20 protein-coding genes are annotated in these 21,946 nt (G+C 68.9%); 10 read left to right on the top strand and 10 right to left on the bottom strand.

Features of this window, described 5'->3' with window-relative positions; translation table 11 throughout:
- Positions 1-12 precede the first annotated feature (12 nt).
- Both NS334_RS10240 and NS334_RS10235 read left to right on the top strand, forming a co-directional pair.
- Entirely contained in the window at positions 13-2,424 is a 2,412-nt protein-coding gene (locus NS334_RS10240) for a hybrid sensor histidine kinase/response regulator (protein WP_058755867.1), read from the top strand.
- 41 nt (positions 2,425-2,465) lie between these two features.
- Positions 2,466-2,813, top strand: coding sequence for a response regulator (locus tag NS334_RS10235; protein WP_058755879.1), 348 nt, complete (start codon positions 2,466-2,468; stop codon positions 2,811-2,813).
- A 262-nt stretch (positions 2,814-3,075) separates the two neighbouring features.
- Here NS334_RS10235 and NS334_RS10230 read toward each other — a convergent pair whose 3' ends face one another.
- Positions 3,076-5,085: a S9 family peptidase gene (locus NS334_RS10230; protein ID WP_058755866.1), complete on the bottom strand. Its 2,010-nt coding sequence runs from the start codon at positions 5,083-5,085 to the stop codon at positions 3,076-3,078.
- Between the two features lie 110 nt (positions 5,086-5,195).
- Here NS334_RS10230 and ilvD point away from each other — a divergent pair, with 110 nt between their 5' ends.
- The 3 genes from ilvD to NS334_RS10215 all read left to right on the top strand — a co-directional run bounded on the left by ilvD (position 5,196) and on the right by NS334_RS10215 (position 9,626).
- Positions 5,196-6,917, top strand: a complete 1,722-nt coding sequence (gene ilvD / locus NS334_RS10225) for a dihydroxy-acid dehydratase (protein WP_058755865.1) — start codon at positions 5,196-5,198, stop codon at positions 6,915-6,917.
- 160 nt (positions 6,918-7,077) lie between these two features.
- Complete coding sequence (locus tag NS334_RS10220; protein ID WP_058755864.1) at positions 7,078-8,451, top strand: bifunctional ADP-dependent NAD(P)H-hydrate dehydratase/NAD(P)H-hydrate epimerase; 1,374 nt, start codon at positions 7,078-7,080, stop codon at positions 8,449-8,451.
- A complete protein-coding gene (locus NS334_RS10215) occupies positions 8,448-9,626 on the top strand; it encodes a class I SAM-dependent RNA methyltransferase (RefSeq protein ID WP_058755863.1) in 1,179 nt (392 codons plus the stop codon). The genes NS334_RS10220 and NS334_RS10215 overlap by 4 nt, the downstream gene beginning before the upstream one ends.
- Here NS334_RS10215 and truA read toward each other — a convergent pair.
- Positions 9,566-10,357 carry a tRNA pseudouridine(38-40) synthase TruA gene (truA, locus tag NS334_RS10210; protein ID WP_058755862.1) on the bottom strand — a complete coding sequence of 264 codons (792 nt, stop codon included), beginning with the start codon at positions 10,355-10,357 and terminating at the stop codon, positions 9,566-9,568. The two genes, NS334_RS10215 and truA, sit on opposite strands and share 61 nt — an antisense overlap.
- A complete protein-coding gene (gene fmt / locus NS334_RS10205) occupies positions 10,354-11,259 on the bottom strand; it encodes a methionyl-tRNA formyltransferase (protein WP_058755861.1) in 906 nt (301 codons plus the stop codon). The genes truA and fmt overlap by 4 nt, the downstream gene beginning before the upstream one ends.
- A 52-nt stretch (positions 11,260-11,311) precedes the next feature.
- On the opposite strand from fmt, the gene recR reads away from it, so the two are divergent.
- The 4 genes from recR to NS334_RS10185 all read left to right on the top strand — a co-directional run bounded on the left by recR (position 11,312) and on the right by NS334_RS10185 (position 14,741).
- Positions 11,312-11,908: a recombination mediator RecR gene (gene recR / locus NS334_RS10200; RefSeq protein ID WP_058755878.1), complete on the top strand. Its 597-nt coding sequence runs from the start codon at positions 11,312-11,314 to the stop codon at positions 11,906-11,908.
- A 31-nt stretch (positions 11,909-11,939) separates the two neighbouring features.
- Positions 11,940-12,470, top strand: coding sequence for a peptide deformylase (gene def, locus NS334_RS10195; RefSeq protein ID WP_058755860.1), 531 nt, complete (start codon positions 11,940-11,942; stop codon positions 12,468-12,470).
- A 124-nt stretch (positions 12,471-12,594) separates the two neighbouring features.
- A complete protein-coding gene (locus NS334_RS10190) occupies positions 12,595-13,974 on the top strand; it encodes a DNA recombination protein RmuC (RefSeq protein ID WP_058755859.1) in 1,380 nt (459 codons plus the stop codon).
- Between the two features lie 2 nt (positions 13,975-13,976).
- The gene (locus NS334_RS10185) at positions 13,977-14,741 is read left to right on the top strand and encodes an AAA family ATPase (RefSeq protein WP_058755858.1); all 765 of its coding nucleotides are present in this window, start codon (positions 13,977-13,979) and stop codon (positions 14,739-14,741) included.
- A gap of 9 nt (positions 14,742-14,750) precedes the next feature.
- Here the strand turns inward: NS334_RS10185 and NS334_RS10180 are convergent, their stop codons facing one another.
- The 7 genes from NS334_RS10180 to NS334_RS10150 are packed head-to-tail and all read right to left on the bottom strand — an operon-like array spanning position 14,751 to position 19,874.
- Entirely contained in the window at positions 14,751-15,548 is a 798-nt protein-coding gene (locus NS334_RS10180) for a TrmH family RNA methyltransferase (RefSeq protein WP_058755857.1), read from the bottom strand.
- Positions 15,549-15,569: 21 nt separating this feature from the next.
- Positions 15,570-15,839, bottom strand: a complete 270-nt coding sequence (locus NS334_RS10175; RefSeq protein ID WP_058755856.1) for an HPr family phosphocarrier protein — start codon at positions 15,837-15,839, stop codon at positions 15,570-15,572.
- Positions 15,836-16,243: a PTS sugar transporter subunit IIA gene (locus NS334_RS10170; RefSeq protein WP_058755855.1), complete on the bottom strand. Its 408-nt coding sequence runs from the start codon at positions 16,241-16,243 to the stop codon at positions 15,836-15,838. The genes NS334_RS10175 and NS334_RS10170 overlap by 4 nt, the downstream gene beginning before the upstream one ends.
- 29 nt (positions 16,244-16,272) lie before the next feature.
- On the bottom strand, positions 16,273-17,169 hold the full coding sequence (rapZ, locus tag NS334_RS10165; protein WP_058755854.1) for an RNase adapter RapZ: 897 nt from the start codon (positions 17,167-17,169) through the stop codon (positions 16,273-16,275).
- Positions 17,166-17,624: an HPr kinase/phosphorylase gene (locus NS334_RS10160; protein WP_058755853.1), complete on the bottom strand. Its 459-nt coding sequence runs from the start codon at positions 17,622-17,624 to the stop codon at positions 17,166-17,168. The genes rapZ and NS334_RS10160 overlap by 4 nt, the downstream gene beginning before the upstream one ends.
- The gene (locus NS334_RS10155) at positions 17,621-19,201 is read right to left on the bottom strand and encodes a sensor histidine kinase (RefSeq protein WP_058755852.1); all 1,581 of its coding nucleotides are present in this window, start codon (positions 19,199-19,201) and stop codon (positions 17,621-17,623) included. The genes NS334_RS10160 and NS334_RS10155 overlap by 4 nt, the downstream gene beginning before the upstream one ends.
- Positions 19,170-19,874 carry a response regulator transcription factor gene (locus NS334_RS10150; protein WP_058755877.1) on the bottom strand — a complete coding sequence of 235 codons (705 nt, stop codon included), beginning with the start codon at positions 19,872-19,874 and terminating at the stop codon, positions 19,170-19,172. The genes NS334_RS10155 and NS334_RS10150 overlap by 32 nt, the downstream gene beginning before the upstream one ends.
- A gap of 168 nt (positions 19,875-20,042) precedes the next feature.
- Between NS334_RS10150 and NS334_RS10145 the strand changes: the two genes are divergently transcribed.
- On the top strand, positions 20,043-21,653 hold the full coding sequence (locus NS334_RS10145; RefSeq protein WP_058755876.1) for a phosphoenolpyruvate carboxykinase: 1,611 nt from the start codon (positions 20,043-20,045) through the stop codon (positions 21,651-21,653).
- Positions 21,654-21,946: the final 293 nt, after the last annotated feature.

Below are 21,946 nucleotides of genomic sequence, written 5' to 3'. Positions count from 1 at the left end.
GATCCGGTGACGATGCGGCTCGCGACGCTGGAGGGAAAGCGCCGGTGGATCAATGGCGGCGTCGCCGCGCTGGCGATCGCCGGCGTGGCGGGGCTGGCGGCGGCGGCGCTGATCCTCTGGATGGTCGGCGATCCGATGGTCGCCGGCGGTTTCCTGGCGGCGGCGCTGGTCGTTGCGGGCGTAGGCGGCGCGCTTATCCGGCTCGCGGGTCGCTCCGGAGAGCCGGTGTCGGTCGCCTACGACTGGGAATTGATGCGCGTGATGGCGGAGGCCAGCGCGGACGGGGTGGCGATCACCGATCGCGGCGGTCGGCTGGTGTGCGCCAACGACCAGTATGAACAGCTTTTCGCCGGCTTCCCCACGCCACCGTCGGTGCCGCTGGCCGGTGATGGCGCGGGCGAACTGGAAGTTGCGGGGCGCGTCGCGTGGCGCGATGGCCATGCGCGCGTGACGCTGCGCGGCGCGGTCGGCGTGATCGAGGCGACGATCACCCGCGCCGGGCAACAGCAGGATGTGCTGATCTGGCGCTTCGCCGGCCGCGCCGTCGCGCCGGGCATGCCCGCGCGGTTGATGGAGGCGCTGGAGGGCCCGCTGGGGATACAGCTCGGCGCGGCGGGGGTGATGGCCGCGCTGATCACCGCCGAGGGATATGTAATCGCGGCGAATGCCGTGCTGCGCAGCCGCGCGGCGGTCTCCAGCGAACAGGCGATCGTCGGTGAGGACCTGGCGCGCTTCCTGGTCGAGGGGGAAGGCGGTACCGTGCGGTTCGTCGCGGAGGGCGTCAGCGCCAATCCGCTCCGGCTCGTGCAGATCCCGCTCGCCGACGACGCCGACGCCCCGATCCTGGTGGCGTTGATCGACAGCGATGCCGGGATCAGCGGATCGGCCGACGGGATCGAGGCGCTCTTGATGCTGATGCCGTTCGGCGTCGCGCTGGTGGACCGCGAGGGGCGGTTCATGCAGATGAACAGCGCGTTCGCGCGCGCCGCCAACGTCGATGTCGGGGCGCCGCCGATCTATCCCGGCGATTTGGTGGTGCGCGAGGACAAGGGCGCGGTTGCCGATGCGATCCGCCGCTTCGCCAGCAGCGCGGCGCGCTCGACCGACCTCGCGGTGCGGCTGAAGGATCATCCCGACGATCCCGTCGCCTTGTCGATCGCCGCCGCGCGCGGGCTGGGCGATGCCGCGGTGCTGCTCAGCCTGAAGGACAATGGCGAGGAGAACCGGCTGAAGCGCGAGGTGGCGCAGGCGACCAAGATGCAGGCCGTCGGCCAGCTCGCCGGCGGCGTCGCGCACGATTTCAACAACATCCTGACCGCCATCATCGGGCATTGCGACCTGATGCTGATGCGCCATTCGCCCGGCGACAGCGATTACGACGACATCCAGCAGATCCGCGCCAATTCGAATCGCGCCGCCAGCCTGACACGCCAACTGCTCGCCTTCTCGCGCCAGCAGACGCTGCGCCCGCAGGTGCTCCAACTGCCCGATGTCGTGTCCGAGGTGTCCAACCTGCTCCGCCGCCTGATGGGTGAAACCGTCACGCTGGAGGTCAAGCATGGGCGCGATCTGGGGCCGGTGCGCGCCGACCCCGGACAGCTCGAACAGGTCGTCGTCAATCTGGCGGTCAACGCGCGCGACGCGATGCTCAGCAAGGGCACCGGCGGCAAGCTGACCATCCAGACCCGCTCTGTCCCGATCGCCGAGATCCGGCGGCGCGGCGACATCGTGCCGCTGGGCGATTACACCGCGCTGGAGATTTCCGACACCGGCACCGGTATCCCCGCCGATGTCCTGCCCAAGATTTTCGAGCCGTTCTTCACCACCAAGGAGGTCGGCAAGGGCACCGGCCTCGGCCTGTCGACGGTGTACGGCATCGTCAAACAGTCGGGCGGCTTCATCTTCGCCGATTCGCGCACGGGGCAGGGAGCGACCTTCACCATTTACTTGCCCGTCCATACCGCCGGCGTGCCCGATGTGGTCAGCGTCGCGGCGCAGGCGCAGCAGGCGGCGCGGCATCGTTCCGGCGAATTGTGGGGCACCGGCACGATCCTGCTGGTCGAGGACGAGGACATGGTGCGCGCGGTCGCCGAGCGCGCGCTGGCGCGACAGGGCTATACCGTGCTCGCGGCCGAGAATGGCGAGGCGGCGATGGAGCTGATGCAGGGGGTGGATCGCCCGGCGCTGGTCATCTCCGACGTGATGATGCCGCTGATGGACGGGCCGACGCTGGCGCGACAGCTCCGCAAGATCCACCCGGGCATCCCGATCCTGTTCATGTCGGGCTATGCCGAGGAGCAACTGCGCCGCTCGATCGATCTCGACAACGTCGCCTTCCTGCCGAAGCCGTTTTCGGTACAGCAGCTGGCAGAGGCGACGCGCGACGTGCTGCTGGCGCAGGAAGGCGGCAACGTGGCCGCGTGAGGGCGGTTGCGTGCCGGACAGAGCACGCTATGGCGTTGCGCATGACGATGCGTGTGCTTTTGGTCGAAGACGAACCGTTGATCGCGATGATGCTGGAGGATTTCCTGGACGCGCTGGACAAGGCGCACGCCGGCACCGCCGACAGCGTGGCCGCCGCGCTGCCGCTGGTGGAGGCGGGCGGGTTCGACGCCGCGATCCTCGACGTGAATCTGCGTGGCGGTGAAAAGAGCTTTGCGATTGCCGACGCGCTGGCCGAACGCAACATCCCGTTCGTCTTCGCGACCGGCGGCGGCGGCGAGGAGATCGCGCCGACGCACCGCGAACGCCCGCGCCTCGCCAAGCCGTTCACGATCGACGGCGTCGACAAGGCGCTCGCGCAACTGGGGTGAGGGGCGGGGCTCCCCGGTCGTTCCCGCCTCCTCGAAACCGTCACCCGGCGCCGGCCGGGGTCCACCCGCCTACGAACTCGTTGATCGCTCTTCCTGCGGCTCCGTAGAGCCTGACCTTCCCGGATGAAGAAGCCCAGGCCCCTCAACGTCGTCATTGCGAGCGCAGCGAAGCAATCCAGCGCGTCCTGATCCAACCCCGAATGGCTTGCTCCGCTCGCAGTGACGGACGGCCCCCGATCCTCACGGACCAGGGGCGTCGCCCCTACTGACCCGCCGCCGTCGCGCCCGTCGCCGCAAGTCCCTTCACGAACTGCGCGCCATGCTTCACCTGCGCGGTGGACGCCGCCAGCGCCCCCCCGACCGGCTCCGCCCGCCCGCCCAGACACGGCGCCAGGAAGTTCTCCGCCACCGCGTTGAAGGCGATGTTGTTGACGGGCCGCGCGAAGCCATGCCCTTCGTCGGGGAACAGCACATAGGTGACGGGGATGTTCTTCGCCGCCATCGCCGCGACGATCTGGTCGCTCTCCGCCACGTTGACGCGGGGATCGTTGGCGCCCTGACCGATCAGCAGCGGCTTCTTGATCCGCTCGGCATAGGTCAGCGGGCTGCGCTCCTTCAGCAGCGCACGCCCCGCCTCGGTCGTCGGGTCGCCCATGCGCTTGTAGAATTGCTGCTTGCCGGCCTCCCAATAGGGCGGGATCGTCTTCAGCAGCGTGAACAGGTTTGACGGCCCGACGATATCGACCCCGCAGGCGAACGCGTCCGGTGTGAAGGTCAGCCCGGCCAGCGTCGCATAGCCGCCGTACGAGCCGCCCATGATCGCCACCTTGTCGCGCGTCGTCACGCCCCGCTTCACTGCCCAGTCGACCGCGTCGATCAAATCGTCGTGCATCTTGCGGCCCCATTGCAGGTCGCCGGCCGACACGAACTTCTTCCCGAAACCGGTCGAGCCGCGATAATTGACCGACAGCACCGCATAGCCGCGATTGGCGAGCCATTGGTGATAGCTGTTATAGCCGTAACCGTCGCGCGCCCACGGCCCGCCATGGACGAACAGCACCATCGGCACCGGCCCCGTCGCGCCCTTCGGCACGGTCAGATAGGACGGCAGCGTCAGCCCGTCGCGCGCGGCGATCTCGACCGGCTTCATCGCCACCAGCGGCGCGCCGACCAGTTCGGGGCGGGTGACGTACAGCTGCTTCAGCGTCCTGGCCTTGCGATCATAGACATAGGTGGCGACCGGCGCGCTCACCTGATCGAAGGTGACGAGCCACTTGTCGTCGGCGTTCGTGCGGCTGCCGATCGAGAATTCGCCCTTGTTCTGCGCCTTCAGGAAGGCGAGGTCGGCCTTCACCGCGTCGCCGACCGGCACATAGTCGTTGGTCAGGTAATCGACCGAATAGGCTTCCAGCTGCCCGGTGCGCGGGTTGAACAGCCCGCCATCGACATCGGCCTTCGCGCTCTGCCCGACGATCGTCGTCTTGCCCGATGCCACATCCTGCGCGACCAGCGCGGCGGTGTCGCGTCCGCGCGAATCGGTCCAGTAGAGCGTCTTGCCATCGGTGGTGAAGCCGAGCGGCGAGGTGGTCAGCGAATCCTCCAGCCCGACCTGCGCGACCGGCGTCGTCCCGATCGTCGTGCCGTCGACCGTGAAATAATCGCTCCCGCCGTCGTCGCGCGCCTTCGCCGCCAGCCGCAGCTTCAGGGCGTCATCGGCGACGAACCCGGCATAGCCGTCGTTCTGCAGCACCTTGGTCAGCTGCCCGCTGTTGAGGTCCAGCTCGTACACGTCATGCCAGCGCGGATCGCGATTGTTCACGCCGATCAGGATGCGGTCCCTGATCGTCTCGCTGGTGCCCAGCACCTGCACGCGCGTCTTCTCGAACGGGGTCAGCGTCTTCTGCACGCCCGTCGCGACATCGACGCCGTACAGCAGGAAGTTCTCGTCGCCGCCCTTGTCGTTGACGAACAGGATCGAGCGCGAGTCCGGCGCCCAGAAGCTCTGCCGGATCGGGCGGCCCTTCTCGGCGGTCAGCGGCTTGGCCTGATCGGGCTGGTCGGCGGGTGCGACCCAGACGTTGAGCACGCCGTCGCGCGGCGCGATGAAGCTGATCCATTTGCCGTCGGGCGACAATTTGCCCCCGGTCCGGGTCGGATTGCCGAAGAGCTTGGCGCGCTCGATCAACGGCACGCCCGCGCCGCTTTCCGTCGCCGCCACGACGGGCTGGATCGCGACCAACGCCGCCCCCGCCGCCAGAATTGCCTTCACCATATCTGATGCCCTCCCTGCTGTATTACTCGACTATGGCACGCGCGGTGGAGCGATCGCAATGCTAATATCCTTGCGTTGCACCCGCCTCCCGCGACATAGGCGTGCGCGCTATGACCCAGACCTTCGACAAGTCCCGTCTGCCGAGCCGCCACGTGTCGGTCGGCCCCGAGCGTGCCCCGCACCGCAGCTATTATTACGCGATGGGGCTCTCCGAGGAGGAGATCGCGCGTCCGTTCGTCGCGCTCGCCTCTGCGGGCAACGACAGCGCACCCTGCAACACCACCCTCAACGATCAGGCCGATGCCGCGCGGCGCGGTGTCGAGCAGGGCGGGGGGATGCCACGCCGCTTCAACACGATCACCGTCACCGACGGCATCGCGATGGGGCATCAGGGGATGAAGTCCTCGCTGGTCAGCCGCGAGGTCATCGCCGATTCGGTCGAACTGTCGGTGCGCGGCCATTGCTACGACGCGCTGGTCGGCTTCGCGGGCTGCGACAAGTCGCTGCCGGGCATGATGATGGCGATGCTCCGCCTCAACATCCCGTCTATCTTCGTCTATGGCGGCTCGATCCTGCCGGGCCGCTTCCACGATCGCGACGTGACCGTCGTCGACGTGTTCGAGGTGGTCGGCAAATATGCGGCGGGCGCGTGCCCGTTGTCGGAGGTCCACGAACTCGAAAAGGTCGCATGTCCCGGCCACGGTGCGTGCGGCGGTCAGTTCACCGCGAACACCATGGCCTGCGTCGGCGAAGCGATCGGTTTGTCGCTGCCGAACAGCAACATGGTGCCCGCTCCCTTCACGACGCGTGAACAGATCGCGGTTGCGGCGGGCGCGCAAGTGATGGATCTGGTCGCGCGCAATCTGCGCCCGCGCGACATCTGCACCCGCGAGGCGTTCATCAACGCCGCGCGCGTCGTCGCCGCGACCGGCGGCTCGACCAACGCCGCGCTCCACCTGCCCGCGATGGCCAACGAGGCCGGGATCGACTTCGACCTGTTCGACGTCGCGGAAGCCTTTAAATCAACGCCGTACATCGCCGACCTCAAGCCTGGCGGCAAGTATGTCGCCAAGGATATGTATGAGGCGGGCGGCGTCTACATGTTGATGAAGACGATGCTGGCGGGCGGGTTGCTCGACGGCAATTGCCTGACTGTCACCGGCCGGACGCTGGGCGAGAACATCGACCAGGTGACGTGGAACCCCGACCAGAAGGTCATCTACGACGTCAGCACGCCGATCACTCCGACCGGCGGCGTCGTCGGCCTGCGCGGCTCGCTTGCGCCCAATGGCGCGATCGTGAAGGTTGCCGGTATGCACCGCCTGCAGTTCGAGGGCCCGGCGCGCTGCTTCGATTGCGAGGAGGACGCCTTCGCCGCCGTCGAGGCGCGCCAGATCAACGAGGGCGAGGTCATCATCATCCGCTACGAAGGGCCGAAGGGTGGTCCGGGCATGCGCGAGATGCTGTCGACCACCGCCGCGCTTTATGGTCTCGGCATGGGTGAGAAGGTCGCGCTCATCACCGACGGGCGCTTCTCGGGCGGTACGCGCGGCTTCTGCATCGGCCATGTCGGGCCCGAGGCGGCCGAGGGCGGCCCGATCGCGCTGGTCGAGGACGGCGACACGATCCGCATCGATGCCGAAGCCGGGACGATCGACCTGCTCGTCGACGACGCGGTGCTCGCCGAGCGCCGCACGCACTGGCAGGGCCGCCAGAACGATTACGGCGCGGGCGCGCTGTGGCGCTACGCCCAGAACGTCGGCCCCGCGTGGCAGGGTGCGGTCACGCATCCGGGCGCCAAGGCCGAGCGGCACGTATACGCGGATATCTGAGGACCATCGTCATCGCGGACGTAGCGAAGCAATCCAGTGCCGGACCAGGACACGCTGGATCGCTTCGCTCCGCTTGCAATGGCGACAGCAGGCAAATGCCTGCCACACTCCCCCAAACGAACCGCTTCACTCCGCCGCCGACAGCGGGTAGGCGGCGGTCATGATCCCGATCGCCGGAACCGCCGTGCTCACCGCCGCCCAGATGCGCGCGGCGGAGGAAAAAGCCATCGCCGCCGGCACCGGCGTCGATACGCTGATGCAGCGCGCCGGGGCGGGGGTGGCCGATGCCGTCCGGCGGCTGGCGGGCGTCAACGAAGTCCTGGTGCTCTGCGGCCCCGGCAACAACGGCGGCGACGGCTATGTCGCGGCCGCCCGTCTCCACGCCGCCGGACCCTCGGTTCGCGTCGCCGCTTCCGCCGAACCCCGCACCCCGGCCGCGATCGCCGCCCGCGCGCTCTGGACCGGCGCGGTCGAGCCGCTCGCCACCGCCGCCCCCGCGCCGGTGGTGGTCGACGCCTTGTTCGGCACCGGCCTGTCGCGCGCCCTGGACACTGACGTCAGTACCGCTCTCAACCGCTTTGTATCGCACGCGAACCTCGCCATCGCGGTAGACCTGCCCAGCGGCATTGCGACCGACGATGGCGCGCTACTCGGCGACCTCCCCGCCTTCCACGTCACGCTTGCGCTCGGCGCGGCGAAGCCTGCGCATCTGTTGCAACCCTCCGCCGTGCATTGCGGCGCGGTGCGTCTGCTTCCGATCGGCGTCACGACCGACAGCGACGTGCGTGTCCTGTCGCGACCGGACCTTCCGGCCCCGGCGATCGACGCGCACAAGTTCACGCGCGGCATGGTCGCCGTCATCCGTGGCCGGATGGCGGGCGCGGCGCAACTCGCGGCACAGGCGGCGATGCACGCGGGCGCGGGCTATGTCGAAATCCTTGGGGCCACGATCCCCGGCGCGCCGCACGCGCTCGTCCGCCGCCGCTGCGACGACTCCGCGCTCGCCGACCCGCGCATCGGCGCCGTGCTGATCGGCCCCGGCCTCGGCCGCGACGACGCGGCGCGCGCGCTGCTCGATCAGGCGCTCGCCACCGACCGCCCGCTTGTCATCGACGGCGACGCGCTCCACCTCGTCACTCCCGAGCGACTCCACGGCCGCCCGGCCGAGACGATCCTCACTCCCCATGCGGGCGAGTTCGCCGCGCTCTTCGCCGCTTCCGACACTGACAAGCTCACTGCCGCCCGCGCCGCCGCAACGCGCGCCAACGCGACGATCGTGTTCAAAGGCCCCGACACCGTCATCGCCGCCGCCGATGGCCGCGCCGTCCTGTCGCCCGCCGCCTCGTCATGGCTGTCGACGGCCGGCAGCGGCGACGTCCTCGCCGGCGCGATCGCCGCGATGCTGGCGGGTGGCGGCACACCGCTCGACGCCGCTGCCGCCGGCGTCTGGCTCCATGGCGAGGCCGCCCGCCGCCTCGGCCCCGCCTTCATCGCCGACGACCTCGCCGAGGCCCTGACCGGAGCGCGCGCATGACCACCATTACCCGCATCGCCGCACGCGGGGAGGGCGTTGCGGCCGACGGTCGCCACGTCGCGCTCGCCGCCCCCGGCGACACGCTCGCCGACGACGGCACGCTCATCCCCGGTCCGCATCACATCGACCCGCCGTGCCGCCATTATCCCGAATGCGGCGGTTGTCAGCTCCAACATCTCGACGACGAGAGCTGGGCCGGGTTCATCACCGACCGCATTGCCTCGGCGCTCGACGCGCATGGCCTCACGACGATCATCCGCGCCCCCGCGCTCTCCCCGCCGCACACCCGCCGCCGCGCGACGCTCCACGTCGAGCCGTCGGGCCGGATCGGTTTCACCGCCGAGCGCAGTCACCAGATCGTCGACCTCCACGAATGCCATGTCATCGCGCCGGAGTTGTTCGCGCTCGTCCGCCCGCTCAAGCGCCTGCTGCCCAGCTTCAAGGCCAAGCGCCGCCTTGACGTTCATCTGACGCTCGCCGATCAGGGCGTCGACGTGCTGGTCAAGGGCGTCGCGCCCGAAGGGCTGTCACATCACGACGCGCTGACCGCCTTCGCGCAGGCGCATAAGGTCGCGCGCATCGCCTTCGACGACGGCATGGGGCCGGAAACGCGCTGGGAGCCGGAGCCGGTCACGATCACGCTCGGCGGCGTCGCGGTGCCCTTGCCCCCCGCGGCCTTCCTGCAAGCCACGACCGAGGGCGAGGCCGCGCTCGTTGCCGCCGTGTGCGAGAGTGTCGGGGCTGCGAAGATCACCGCCGATCTCTTCGCCGGACTGGGAACCTTTGCGCTCGCGCTACCGGGGCGCGTCTATGCCGCGGAGGGTGCGCGCGACGCGATCATGGCGCTCAAGGCGGCGGCGGGCAGGGCGCAGCGATTGGTCTTCACCGAACACCGCGACCTGTTCCGCCGCCCGCTGACCACCGCCGAGCTCAACCGCTTCGACGCGATCGTCATCGACCCGCCGCGCGCGGGTGCCCGCGATCAGGTGACGCAGCTGGCCGCCGGAACCGTGCCCGTCATCGCCTATGTTTCGTGCAATCCCAGCACCTTTGCGGCGGATGCTCAGCGACTGCGCGAAGGCGGCTATGCACTTGACTGGATCCAGCCGGTCGGTCAGTTCCGCTGGTCGACGCACGTCGAGCTGGCGGCGCGCTTCAGCCGGTCGCCCTCGTAAAGCGCGGTCACGAAGAACAACCCATCGGGCGGCGCGTTGAGCCCCAACCGCCCCCGATCCGCCGCGTGCAGCGCGTCGGCGAAGTCCGCTACCGACCACCGCCCCATGCCGACCAGCGCCAGGCACCCGACCATCGATCGCACCTGATGATGGAGGAACGACCGCGCCTCCACCCGCGCGGCGACGCGATCTCCGTCGCGCACCACCTCGATCCAGTCGATCGACTTGACCGGGCTCGCCGACTGGCAATGCGCCGAGCGAAAGGTCGTGAAGTCGTGCACCCCTAGCAGGACTTGCGCCGCCTCGTGCATCGCCGCGGCGTCGAGTGGCTGCGGAATCTGCCACGCCAGCCCTTTCTCGACCGTCAGCGGCGCGCGGCGATTGACGATGCGATATTCGTAAGCGCGCGCAAGACACGAAAAACGCGCGTGAAAGTTATCGTCCACTTCCACGCAATCGAGAATCGCCACCGGCGCCGGCCGCAACCGCGCGTTCAGCGCCTCGCCCAGCCGAAACGCCGCGATCGGCTTAGCGATATCCAGATGCGCCCGCATCCCCAGCCCATGCACCCCGGCATCGGTCCGCCCCGCGCAATGCACGACCACCGTCTCGCCGGTGACCGCCTGCGCCGCTTCTTCGATCGCCTGCTGCACGCTCGGCCCATGCGCCTGTCGCTGCCAGCCCATGAACGGCCGCCCGTCGAACTCGACCGTCAGCGCGAATCGGGTCACAGTACCGTGCCGACCGGGATCGCGAACCCCCGCAGCAACTCCGCCACGCTCATCACCCCGCGCCCGGCACGCTGTACCCGCAACGGACGGATCGCCCCGCTGCCGCACGCGATCGTCAGCCTGTCGTCGAGCACCACGCCCGCCGCGCCGTCTCCCGCCACGACCTCGGCTTCCAGCACCTTCACCCGTTCGCCGTCATGCGCGAAGAACGCCCCCGGCACCGGGCAGAAGGCCGCGATCTGCCGCACCACCTGTTCGGCGTCGGCGGAAAAGTCGATCCGCGCCTCCTCCTTGCGGATCTTCTCGGCATAGGTCACGCCCTCGGCCGGCTGCGCCACCGGCGGGAAGGCGTCAGGGTCGCGGAGTACCTGCACCATCAACATTGCGCCGATTTCGGACAGTTCGTCAGTGAGTTGTCCGGCGTTCTTCGCCTCGATACGCGTCCGCCCCTCCAGCCGCACCGGCCCGGTATCCAGCCCCGCCTCCATCTGCATGATCGCGACGCCGGTCTCGGCATCGCCGGCGAGAATCGCCCGCTGCACCGGCGCCGCTCCCCGCCAGCGCGGCAGCAGCGAACCATGCACGTTCAGGCACCCCAGCCGCGGCGCATCCAGCACCGCACGCGGCAGGATCAGCCCATAGGCCGCCACCACCGCCACATCCGCGTCATGCCCCGCAAACACCGCCTGCGCCTTCGGATCGCGCAAGGAGACCGGCGTGAACACCGGCACCCCCAGTTCCTCCGCGCGCACCTGCACCGGCGACTTCACCAGTTCGCGCCCGCGCCGCCCGCCCGGTCGCGGTGGCTGGCTGTATGCCGCCACCATCTCATGCCCATCGGCGACCAAAGCCTCCAGCGTCGGCACCGCGAAGCCGGGCGTTCCCATGAAAACGATCCGCATGCCGCCTCTCGACACGCTGGCGGCGCGCGGCGCAACCCCCTATCTGTTCCGCATGGCATCCCCCGAGATCGAGGCGCTGACGAGCGCGCTGGCGCGGCTCCCCGGTTTCGGCCCCCGTTCGGCGCGGCGCGCGGTGCTGCACCTGCTCAAGCGCCGCGAATCGTCGCTGGGGCCGCTGCGCGCTGCGCTGACGGCGGTCGAGGAGCGCCTGGCAACCTGCGGCACCTGCGGCAATGTCGATACCACCGATCCGTGCGCGATCTGCTCCGACCCGCGCCGCGACCCGCGCAGCCTGTGCGTGGTGGAGGATGTCAGTGACCTCTGGGCCTTGGAGCGCGGACGCCTCTTCCCTGGCCGCTTCCACGTCCTTGGCGGCCGTCTGTCCGCGCTGGAGGGCGTGCGGCCCGAGGATCTCGCGATCAACAGCCTGATCGCGCGCGTCGCGGGCGGGCAGGTCGATGAGGTCGTGCTCGCGATGAACGCCACGCTGGAGGGGCAGACGACCGCGCATTACCTCGCGGAACGGCTGGAGAAACATCGCGTCCGCCTGACCCAGCTCGCGCACGGCCTGCCCGTCGGCGGCGAGCTGGACTATCTCGACGAGGGCACGCTGGCGCAGGCGCTGCGCGCGCGGCGCCCCGTCGCTTGACGCATCCGGCCCGCGCTTATAGCCGGTCGCCATGGCCATTCTCCCGATCGTAGAAGTCCCCGACGCGCGCCTGCGCCAAACCGCCGTGCCGGTAGCGGAAGTGAATGACGCGGTGCGCGGCATCGTCGCCGACATGTTCGACACGATGTACGACGCGCACGGCATCGGGCTGGCGGCGGTGCAGGTCGGCATCATGCAGCGGATCGTCGTCATCGACCTTCAGGAGCGTGAGCTGGAAGAGGGCGAACCGCGCGAGGCCGCCCGCGATCCGCACGCCTTCATCAATCCCGAGATCACCTGGTTCAGCGAGGAAACCGCCAGCTACAACGAAGGCTGCCTGTCGATCCCGGAACAATATGCCGAGGTGACGCGCCCGACCCGCTGCCGCGTGACGTGGCTCGACACGGCGGGCGAGCGGCAGGAGGCCGAGTTCGACGGGCTGATGTCGACCTGCATGCAGCACGAGATCGATCATCTGAACGGCGTGCTGTTCATCGATCACATCTCGCGCCTGAAGCGCGGCATGTTGCTCAAGAAGCTCGACAAGCTCCGTCGCGGCTGACGGCCGCCCAAGATACTGCCGTCACCCCGGCGAAGGCCGGGGTCCAGTTGCGACGGCAGGAGTAAGGGGGCGCAGCCGATATTAACAGTTGCCGCGAGCAAATCGTTCGATCTATGTTCCGCCAATGATCGAATATCTTCTCGTCGCGCTCCTCGCTCTCGCATTGGGCGCGTTGCTCGGCTGGCTCGCCGGCAAGCGCGAGGCCGCCACCTATCGCCGCGAACGCGACGAACAGGTCGAGCAGTTCAAGCGCGCGATCACCGACCTCGCCGCTGCCGAGGAACGCGCGCGCGCCGCCGATACGCTCCGCACCGAACTGGCGGAGGCGCGCGATGAGCGCGAGGCCGCGCGCCTCGACGTCTCCCGCCTTCAGGCGGAGGGTCGCGCCGCCGAGCAGCGGATCGCCGACCTTCGCGCCGCCGCCGACGAAATGAGCCTGCGCTTCCGCGAGGTCGCGCAGAACGCACTCGGCGAGGCGCAGAAGTCGTTCCTCGAACGCGCCGAGGCGCGCTTCCGTCAGGCCGAGGAACAATCGGGGCAGGGGCTCCGCGCGTTGCTCCAGCCGGTCAACGACCGCCTGCAACGCTATGAGGAAGGCGTCGCGAAGATCGAGGCCGAGCGCCGCGACGCCTTCGGGCAGTTGCACGGCCAGATCGAGGCGATGCGCGCCGGGCAGGAGCGCGTCTCGGGCGAGGCCGCCAAGCTGGTCAATGCGCTCCGCAACGCCCCCAAGGCGCGCGGCCGCTGGGGCGAGCAGCAACTCCGCAACGTGCTTGAATCCTGCGGGCTGGCCGAACACACCGACTTCCGCATGGAGGTCAGTGTCGCGGGCGAGGAAGGCGCGCGGCTACGCCCCGACGCGATCGTCCGCGTTCCCGGCGGCAAGTCGCTGATCGTCGACGCCAAGGTATCGCTCAACGCCTATCAGGACGCGTTCGGCGCGGTCGACGAGGCCGAGCGCCAACTCGGCCTCGCCGCGCACGCCGCCTCGATGCGCGCCCACGTCAACGCGCTGGGCGCCAAGGCCTATTGGACGCAGTTCGACGACGCGCCCGAATATGTCGTGATGTTCGTGCCGGGCGAGCATTTCCTGTCGGCCGCGCTCGAACATGACGCGACCTTATGGGATTACGCCTTCGAGCGCCGCGTCCTGCTCGCCACGCCGACCAATTTGATCGCCATCGCGCGCACCGTCTCGGCGGTCTGGCGGCAGGAAAAGCTGGCGCGCGAAGCGCAGGAGATCGGCGCGCTCGGCAAGGAACTCTATCAGCGGCTCGCCGTCATGGGCGGCCATGTCGCGCGGCTCGGCAAGAATCTCGATACCGCGATGGGCGCGTACAACAGCTTCGTCGGCAGTCTGGAGAGCCAGGTGCTGACCAGCGCGCGTCGTTTCGAGACTCTCAACATCGACACCGGCACCAAGTCGCTCGATCCGTTGCCGGTCGGTGAACAGGCCGCGCGCCCGCTGACCAAGCTGGTCGCGGTCGAGGATGCGGCCGAATAGGCATGGCGCGCGGGTTTCAGACGAAACTGCCGCCACCCTATCTGAAGCAGGTGCGGCTGCGTGACGACGTGCCGATCGATCGCACACGTTACCCGTACAACCTGCCGCTGCTGCGCGACGACGATTTCGTGCTGCACTTCGACCGTTCGATCACCATCATGGTCGGCGAGAATGGCGTGGGAAAATCGACGTTGCTGGAGGGGATCGCCGCCATCGCGGGCTTCGATGAGGCGGGCGGTGGTCCGGGTTATCGTCCGCTCGATCATAGCACGGCCATCGAATGGAATGGCGATCGCCTGCAGGATATACTGCGCGCCAGTTGGTTGCCGAAGGTCGGGCAAGGCTGGTTCTTTCGCGCCGAGAGTTTCTTCAGCGTCTCCCGCTATCTGGATCAGGCCGCGCTGGAGGTCTCGGCGCTTCCGCCCGATTTCCTGTCCCATTCGCATGGCGAAGGGTTTCTCCGCTTCTTTGCGGAGCGATGCGCGCGACCGGGCATCTTTCTGTTCGACGAGCCGGAATCGGCTCTGTCGCCACGGCGGCAGTTCGAGTTCGTGAACCTGTTGCGGACGATCGCGGCGGAAGGAAAAGCGCAGGTGATCGTCGCCACCCACTCGCCGATCCTGATGGCGACGCCCGAGGCTCGGCTGCTGTCGGTAACGCGCGCCGGCATCGATCCGATCGCGCTGGAGGATACCGACCATTACCGGCTCTATCGAGAATTCGTCCTTGATCCGCACGGCGTGGTGGAGGCGATGTCGGACGACTGACGTCCGCGCTTATCGATGCCGCGCCAGCACCTCATAGGCCATCACCGCCGTCGCCACCGCGGCGTTCAGGCTGTCGGCCTTGCCGAGCATCGGCATCTTGACCAGCAGGTCGCACTCGGCCTCATAGTCCTCGGGCAACCCCTGCGCCTCGTTTCCCGTCAGCAGGAAGGTCGGCGCGGCATAGGGTGCGTCGCGATAGCCGTTCTCGGTCTGCAGGCTCAGGCCGACCAGCTGCCCCGGCCCCTGCCGCAACCAGGTCAGGAACTCCGGCCAGATCACGCGCACGATCGGCACCGTGAACAGCGCCCCCATGCTCGCGCGCACCGCTTCGACCGAAAAGGGATCGACGCATTCGTCGATCAGGATCAGCGCACCCGCGCCCACCGCGTCGCCGGTGCGCAGGATCGTACCCAGATTGCCGGGATCGCGCAGCCGCTCCGCCACCAGCCAGATCGGTGCGGCGCTGCGGTCCAGATCCTCCAGCAGCGTCTCGAACGTGTCGAACACGCCGACCACCGCCTGCGGATTGTCCTTGCCCGACAGTTTCGAGAGGATGTCGGGCGTCGTCTCGATCGCCTCGCCATAATCGGCCTCGACCGCGTCGATCAGCGCGCGGACCAAAGGATGTTTCGCGCTGGCATCGGCGAAGAACAGGATGCGCGGGATCCGCCCCGTCTCCCGCGCCTCGGTCAGGATGCGCAGCCCCTCGGCGAGGAACATGCCTTCCTCGCGGCGATGGCGCTTGTCGCGCAACGCCTGGACGCGCTTGACCAGCGGATTGGAGAAGGAGGTGATGACCTTGGGCATAAGCGGATGTGTCGGGGAGGATCAGTCCTCGCCGAACTTCCCCTCGACCAGCGCGCACATCGTCGCCACCACGTCGTCGGCGCCGTCGCCCTCGGCGGAGATGGTGATCTGGTCTCCCTTGGCCGCACCCAGCATCATCAGCCCCATGATCGAGGTGCCGACCACTTCCGAATCGCCCTTGGCGACCTTGACCTCGATCGGCTGACCGGAAGCCAGCGTCACGAACTTGGCGCTGGCGCGCGCGTGCAGCCCGCGACGGTTGGTGACCTCGACCGTGCGCGACACGCTCACGCCGCCGCCTCGCCCAGCACCTCGGAGGCGACCGAGATATATTTCCGCCCGGCCTCGCGCGCGGCGGCGACCGCCGCCACCACCGTCATCGCCTTGCGGGCCGATTCCAGCCGGATCAGCATCGGCAGGTTGATGCCGGCGATCACCTCGATCCGGCCGCGCTCCATCAATGAAATCGCGAGGTTGGAGGGCGTTCCGCCGAACAGGTCGGTCAGCACGATCACCCCGCGTCCCTCATCGACCTCGCCGATCGCGGCGGCGATATCGGCACGACGCGCCTCCATATCGTCCTCCGGGCCGATGGCGACCGTGCGCACCTGCCGCTGCGGCCCGACGACATGCTCCATCGCCACCACGAATTCGTCGGCAAGACGCCCGTGCGTGACGAGCACCAAACCGATCACTGGACCCGACATTGGTTTCGACAATCCGTTCATTGACCCGTTGGGCGTCCTTCGAGCGCATCCTGCGGGGCCGCCGCAAGGTCGCGATGCACAATGGTGGGACAAAATCCCGCCTCGCGCAACCGTTTGCCCACGCGCTCGGCGACATGGACCGATCGATGCTTCCCGCCGGTACAGCCGAACGCCACGGTAACATAGGGTTTCCCCTCAGCCCTGTACCGCGGCATCAGCAACAGCAGCAGTTCCTCGATCCGTCCGATCGCCTCCGCATAGGCGGGGTCGGCGGCGATATAGGCCGCCACCGCCGGGTCGCGTCCCGTAAAGGGACGGAGCGCGGGATCCCAGTGCGGATTCCGCAGGAACCGGACGTCGAACACCATGTCCACCCCGGCCGGGATGCCGCGCGCGAAGCCGAACGATTCGATCGTCAGCGTCAGGCCGACCACCGCGTCGCGCGCGAACATCTCCCGCACCTGTTTCGCTAGCCCATTGGCCTTGTCGGCGGTGGTGTCGATCAGGCGGTTGGCCTGCTCGCGCAGCGGGGCGAGCAGCCGGCGTTCGAGCTGGATACCCTCCACCACCGGCCGGTCGGCCGCCAGCGGGTGGCGCCGCCGCGTCTCCGCGAAGCGCCGCGCCAGTTCCCCGCCCGCGCAATCGAGGAACAGCAGCCCGACATTGTCGCCGCGCTGGCGCAATTCCTCGAAGCGGCGCAGCGCGGTGTCGGCATCGAAATTCCGGGTCCGCGTGCCGAACCCGATCGCGATCGGGCGCGGCGTCTCGGTCGGGTCGGCGGGCGGGGCGACGACTCGCGGCAGCAGCGACAGCGGCACATTGTCCACCGTCTCCCACCCCATGTCCTCCAGCGTCTTCAGCACCGTGGACACGCCCGCGCCCGCCATGCCGGTGACCAGCAGCACCTCGTTCATCGCCCAGCCTTCTCCCGCCCGGTTTCCCCTTGGCCCGCCTCTTCCTGTTGCGCCAGCGCCCATTCCACCTTGATCGGTGCGGAGGGCCAGCGCGGATCGATCACCACCTGGCGCAGGGTGACGCCGTGGATCGCGATCGTGCGCGGCTCGGGCATTCGCTCGTCCTCGCTGGCCAGCACGACCGCCATCGCGACCGGCACCGCGGTCTGCGACGGGCGCGCGACGATGCCCAATCCGCGCACCTCCATCCGCCCGGCGATCGTGGCGGGGGCGGCGGCGATCAGCACGCCATGGCCGTGCGACAGGACCGTATAGTCATCGGAGACCAGAACGGCGCCGCGATCGATCAGCCGCATCGCCAGGTCGGACTTTCCCGCGCCCGACGGTCCGGTCAGCAGCACCGCGCGCCCGCCGATCGCGACGCAGGTGGCATGGATGGTGGCGGTGTCGCTCATTCGCCGGCGGCCGCCCGCGCGGTCAGCGGCAGCCGCACGACGAACCGCGCGCCGCCGAGCCGGTCCTCGCGCGCCTCGACGCCGATCTCGCCCTGATGCGCCTCTACGATCGTGCGCGCGATCGCCAGGCCCAGCCCGGAATGCTGCCCGAACGTCTCCTGCGCCGGGCGCACCGAATGGAACCGGCGGAAGATCGCCTCGCGCGCTTCCTCGGGCACGCCGGGCCCTTCGTCTTCGACCCTGACTTCCAGCATCGACCGGTCGCGCCGCGCCGCGATCGTGACCGTCGCCTCGTCGGGCGAGAAGGAGATCGCATTGTCGATCAGGTTCGCGAACACGCGTTCCAGCCGCGCGCCTTCGCCGGCGACCACCAGTTCGCCGTCCGGCGGCGGGGCGAACCGCAGCCGTACCCCGCGCGGCAGCCCCCGCTCGGCGCGCTGCGCGACCATCGCCGCCAGCATCCCGCCGACATCGACGGGATCGAAGGTGGCGCGACTGAGCTGCGCGTCGAGCCGCGAGGCATCGGAAATGTCGCTGATCAGCCGGTCGAGCCGGTGCACGTCGTCGTTGACGATCGCCAGCAGCCTGGCGCGCAGTTCCTCGTCGCTGACCCGTCCCAGCGCATCGGTGGCGGAGCGGAGCGAGGCGAGCGGGTTCTTCAGCTCATGCGTCACGTCGGCCGCGAACGCCTCGGTCGCATCGATCCGCGCGCGCAGCGCCAGCGTCATGTCGGACAGCGCGCGCGCCAGCATCCCGATCTCGTCGCGCCGCTCGGGCAGGCGCGGCACGATCACCTCGCGCGCGCGCCCCAGCCGTACCCGCACCGCCGCCCGCGCCAGCAACCGCAGCGGGTTGACGATCGTCCGCGCCAGATACAGCGACAGGCCGATCGAGATCGACGACGCGACCAGCAGGACGACGCTCAGCCGGAACCGTTCCAGCCGCACGCGCTCGGTCACGTCGCGCGCGTTGACGGTCGACAGCAGCGCCAGATCCCCCGGCAGCGGCGCGGCGGCGCTGATCACCGGCGTGCGGTCCGGCGCGCGCCACAGCGTCGCCGCGCTCGCGCGACCGTTCAGCACCGCCTGCACGTCGGGCCAGCGTCGCCCGTCGGCGCGCTCGCGATAGCCGGGCGCCAGCGGCGCGCGCACGATCCGGTCGATCGCGGCGTCCAGCCAGCGCGCGCTGCGCTTGGCGAGCGGATCCTTGTCGGGATCGTCGAGCTGGAAGTTGCGCACCCCCAGCGCGCGGCTGTCGGCCAGCAGCGTGCCGGCACGGTCGTACAGCCGCAACCGCGTGCCGGTCTGCGTCGCCAGCCGCGCCAGCACCGCGTCGCGCGACGCGGGCGGGGCGGGGGCCAGCGCGGCGGCCATCAACTGCGCCTCGCGCCGCGCCTCGTTCGATTTCTGGTCGAGGATGCGGCTGCGGAACGATTCGAGATAGAAGAAGCCGCCCGCCAGCAACAGCAGCGCCAGCACGTTGACCGCCAGGATGCGCGGGGTGAGCGATACCCGCCCCGACCATGCGCGCGCCTGTTCGGCGGCGTCACTCCTCCGAAAAGCGGTAGCCGGCGCCATACAATGTCTCGATCGAGTCGAACGTGGGGTCCGCCTCGCGGAATTTGCGGCGCACGCGCTTGATGTGGCTGTCGATGGTGCGGTCGTCGACGTAGATGTCGTCCTGATAGGCCGCATCCATCAACTGGTTGCGCGTCTTCACGATGCCGGGGCGCTGCGCCAGCGTCTCCAGGATCAGGAATTCGGTGACGGTCAGCGTCACCGGCCTGCCGTCCCAGGTCACGCGGTGGCGCGCCGGGTCCATCACCAGCCGCCCGCGCTCCAGCGGCACCTGCGCCTCGTTTGCGCCCGTCTCGCCGGTGGCCGCCGGTTCGGTGCGGCGCAGGATCGCGCGGATGCGGGCGATCAGCAGCCGCTGGCTGAACGGCTTGGCGATATAATCGTCCGCCCCCATCGCCAGGCCCAGCGCCTCGTCCAGCTCGTCGTCCTTGCTGGTCAGGAAGATCACCGGCACCCGGCTCTTCTCGCGCAGCCGGCGCAGCAGTTCCAGCCCGTCCATCTTCGGCATCTTGATGTCGAAGATCGCCAGGTCGGGCGGGTTGTCGGTCAAGGCTTTCAACGCCGCCTCGCCGTCCGAATACATGCGGGTCATGAAACCCTCGGACTGGAGCGCGATCGAGACCGAGGTCAGGATGTTGCGATCATCGTCGACCAGCGCGATCGTGGCGGTCATGGCGTCATCCCGGTCATCGTCGCGCCCGGGGTAGTGCAAAGCATCGCGGCGCTCAATGGGCCGATCGACCCACCAGCGTGTTTAACATGTTTGACGCGCGGCGCGGGACGGCGTATTTCGACGCCATCGACAGCGCCCTCGAGCGGCGCAGCATTGGAGGATGAACCGTTGAGCCATCGTATTCCCGACGCCGGGCTGGAAACGCAGGGCATCGAAACCCGCGCGACGCTGCACTGGAACCTCGTGACCGCCCGCCTGACCGAGGCCGCCGTCGCGCGCGGCGAGGGCAAGCTGTCCGCCGACGGCCCGCTGGTGGTGGAAACCGGCGCGCACACCGGCCGCTCGGCGCAGGACAAGTTCATCGTCCGCGACGCCGAAACCGAGACGACCGTCTGGTGGGGCAAGTCGAACAAGGCGATGGAGCCGGCGCATTTCGCCGCGCTCAAGGCCGATTTCCTGACCGCGCTGAAGGGCAAGAGCGACCTGTTCGTCCAGGACCTGTACGGCGGGTCGCAGCCCGGCCACCGGGTCCGCGTCCGCGTCATCAACGAACTGGCGTGGCACAATCTGTTCATCCGCACGATGCTGGTCCGTCCGGAGGAGCAGGATCTGAAGGGGTTCGCGCCCGATTACACGATCATCGACCTGCCCAGCTTCCGCGCCGATCCCGCGCGCCACGGCTGCCGCAGCGAAACCGTGATCGCGGTCAACATGACCGAGAAGCTGATCCTGATCGGCGGCACGCGCTATGCCGGTGAGATGAAGAAGTCGGTGTTCGGCATCCTCAACTATCTGCTGCCCCCGACCGGCGTCATGCCGATGCACTGTTCGGCCAACATGGGCGGGGACGGCCGCACGGCGGTGTTCTTCGGCCTGTCGGGCACCGGCAAGACCACGCTGTCGGCGGACCCGAAGCGGACGCTGATCGGCGACGACGAACATGGCTGGTCCGACGACGCCGTCTTCAATTTCGAGGGCGGCTGCTACGCCAAGATGATCCGCCTCTCGCCCGAGGCGGAACCGGAAATCTTCGCCACCACCAAGCGCTTCGGCACGGTTCTTGAGAATGTGGTGATGGACGAGGTGACGCGCCAGCTCGACCTCGACGACAACAGCCTCGCCGAAAACAGCCGTGGCGCCTACCCGATCGACTTCATTCCGAACGCCTCGAAGGACAACATGGGCGGCACCCCGCGCAGCATCGTGATGCTGACGGCGGACGCCTACGGCATCCTGCCCCCGATCGCGAAGCTGACCCCGGATCAGGCGATGTACCACTTCCTCTCGGGCTATACCGCGCGCGTCGCGGGTACCGAGATCGGCGTGACCGAACCCGATGCGACCTTCTCGACCTGTTTCGGGGCACCGTTCATGCCGCGCCATCCGTCGGTGTACGGCAACCTTCTCAAGGAGCGGATCGCCAAGGGCGGCGTGGATTGCTGGCTGGTCAACACCGGCTGGACGGGCGGCAAATACGGCACCGGCCACCGCATGCCGATCAAGGCGACCCGCGCATTGCTCAACGCGGCGCTCGACGGCAGCCTGAACGACGCCGAGTTCCGCACCGATCCGAACTTCGGCTTCAAGGTGCCGGTCGCGGTGCCGGGCGTGGATAGCGCCATTCTCGATCCGCGCGCGACCTGGGCAGACAAGGCCGACTATGACGCGACGGCGGAGAAGCTGGTCGACCTGTTCAACGACAATTTCGCGCAATTCGCCGAACACGTCGACCAGGGCGTCCGCGAAGCCGCACCGAAGGCGGTGAAGGCCGACGCCTGACCCGCGACACCATACCCGTCACCCCGGCGCAGGCCGGGGTCCATGGTTCCGCATACGCCTGTGTCGCAGGCGCGTGAGGACCGGCGGACCCCGGTCGGCGCCGGGGTGACGGCACATCTTGGGGCAACGGCAATGGCAGGGTACTAGCCCTTCGCCCCGGTTGCGGTTACATGGCGCGCCACTTCCTCACCCCACAGGATTCGGCGTTCCATGAACATCCGCCTCGGCCTCACCTTCGACGACGTGCTGCTCGTGCCAGCGGAGTCGAGCGTCCTCCCCGGGGAGGCCGATAC

Source organism: Sphingomonas endophytica (genome assembly GCF_001476895.1).
GTDB classification, from domain to species: Bacteria; Pseudomonadota; Alphaproteobacteria; order Sphingomonadales; family Sphingomonadaceae; genus Sphingomonas; species Sphingomonas endophytica_A.
Note: the sequence above shows the minus strand (reverse complement) of the source record. Positions and strands in the feature narration are given on the sequence as shown.

Excerpts from the sequence above, each read along its gene's own strand:
- NS334_RS10160 (WP_058755853.1), bottom strand. The coding sequence starts at position 17,624 with ATGAGCGACACCGCCACCATCCATGCCACCTGCGTCGCGATCGGCGGG.
- recR (WP_058755878.1), top strand. The coding sequence starts at position 11,312 with ATGGCATCCCCCGAGATCGAGGCGCTGACGAGCGCGCTGGCGCGGCTC.
- ilvD (WP_058755865.1), top strand. The coding sequence starts at position 5,196 with ATGACCCAGACCTTCGACAAGTCCCGTCTGCCGAGCCGCCACGTGTCG.
- NS334_RS10220 (WP_058755864.1), top strand. The coding sequence starts at position 7,078 with ATGATCCCGATCGCCGGAACCGCCGTGCTCACCGCCGCCCAGATGCGC.
- NS334_RS10155 (WP_058755852.1), bottom strand. The coding sequence starts at position 19,201 with ATGGCGCCGGCTACCGCTTTTCGGAGGAGTGACGCCGCCGAACAGGCG.
- NS334_RS10150 (WP_058755877.1), bottom strand. The coding sequence starts at position 19,874 with ATGACCGCCACGATCGCGCTGGTCGACGATGATCGCAACATCCTGACC.
- NS334_RS10180 (WP_058755857.1), bottom strand. The coding sequence starts at position 15,548 with ATGCCCAAGGTCATCACCTCCTTCTCCAATCCGCTGGTCAAGCGCGTC.
- NS334_RS10185 (WP_058755858.1), top strand. The coding sequence starts at position 13,977 with ATGGCGCGCGGGTTTCAGACGAAACTGCCGCCACCCTATCTGAAGCAG.
- fmt (WP_058755861.1), bottom strand. The coding sequence starts at position 11,259 with ATGCGGATCGTTTTCATGGGAACGCCCGGCTTCGCGGTGCCGACGCTG.
- NS334_RS10215 (WP_058755863.1), top strand. The coding sequence starts at position 8,448 with ATGACCACCATTACCCGCATCGCCGCACGCGGGGAGGGCGTTGCGGCC.
- def (WP_058755860.1), top strand. The coding sequence starts at position 11,940 with ATGGCCATTCTCCCGATCGTAGAAGTCCCCGACGCGCGCCTGCGCCAA.
- NS334_RS10230 (WP_058755866.1), bottom strand. The coding sequence starts at position 5,085 with ATGGTGAAGGCAATTCTGGCGGCGGGGGCGGCGTTGGTCGCGATCCAG.
- NS334_RS10240 (WP_058755867.1), top strand. The coding sequence starts at position 13 with ATGCGGCTCGCGACGCTGGAGGGAAAGCGCCGGTGGATCAATGGCGGC.
- rapZ (WP_058755854.1), bottom strand. The coding sequence starts at position 17,169 with ATGAACGAGGTGCTGCTGGTCACCGGCATGGCGGGCGCGGGCGTGTCC.
- NS334_RS10235 (WP_058755879.1), top strand. The coding sequence starts at position 2,466 with ATGACGATGCGTGTGCTTTTGGTCGAAGACGAACCGTTGATCGCGATG.
- NS334_RS10190 (WP_058755859.1), top strand. The coding sequence starts at position 12,595 with ATGATCGAATATCTTCTCGTCGCGCTCCTCGCTCTCGCATTGGGCGCG.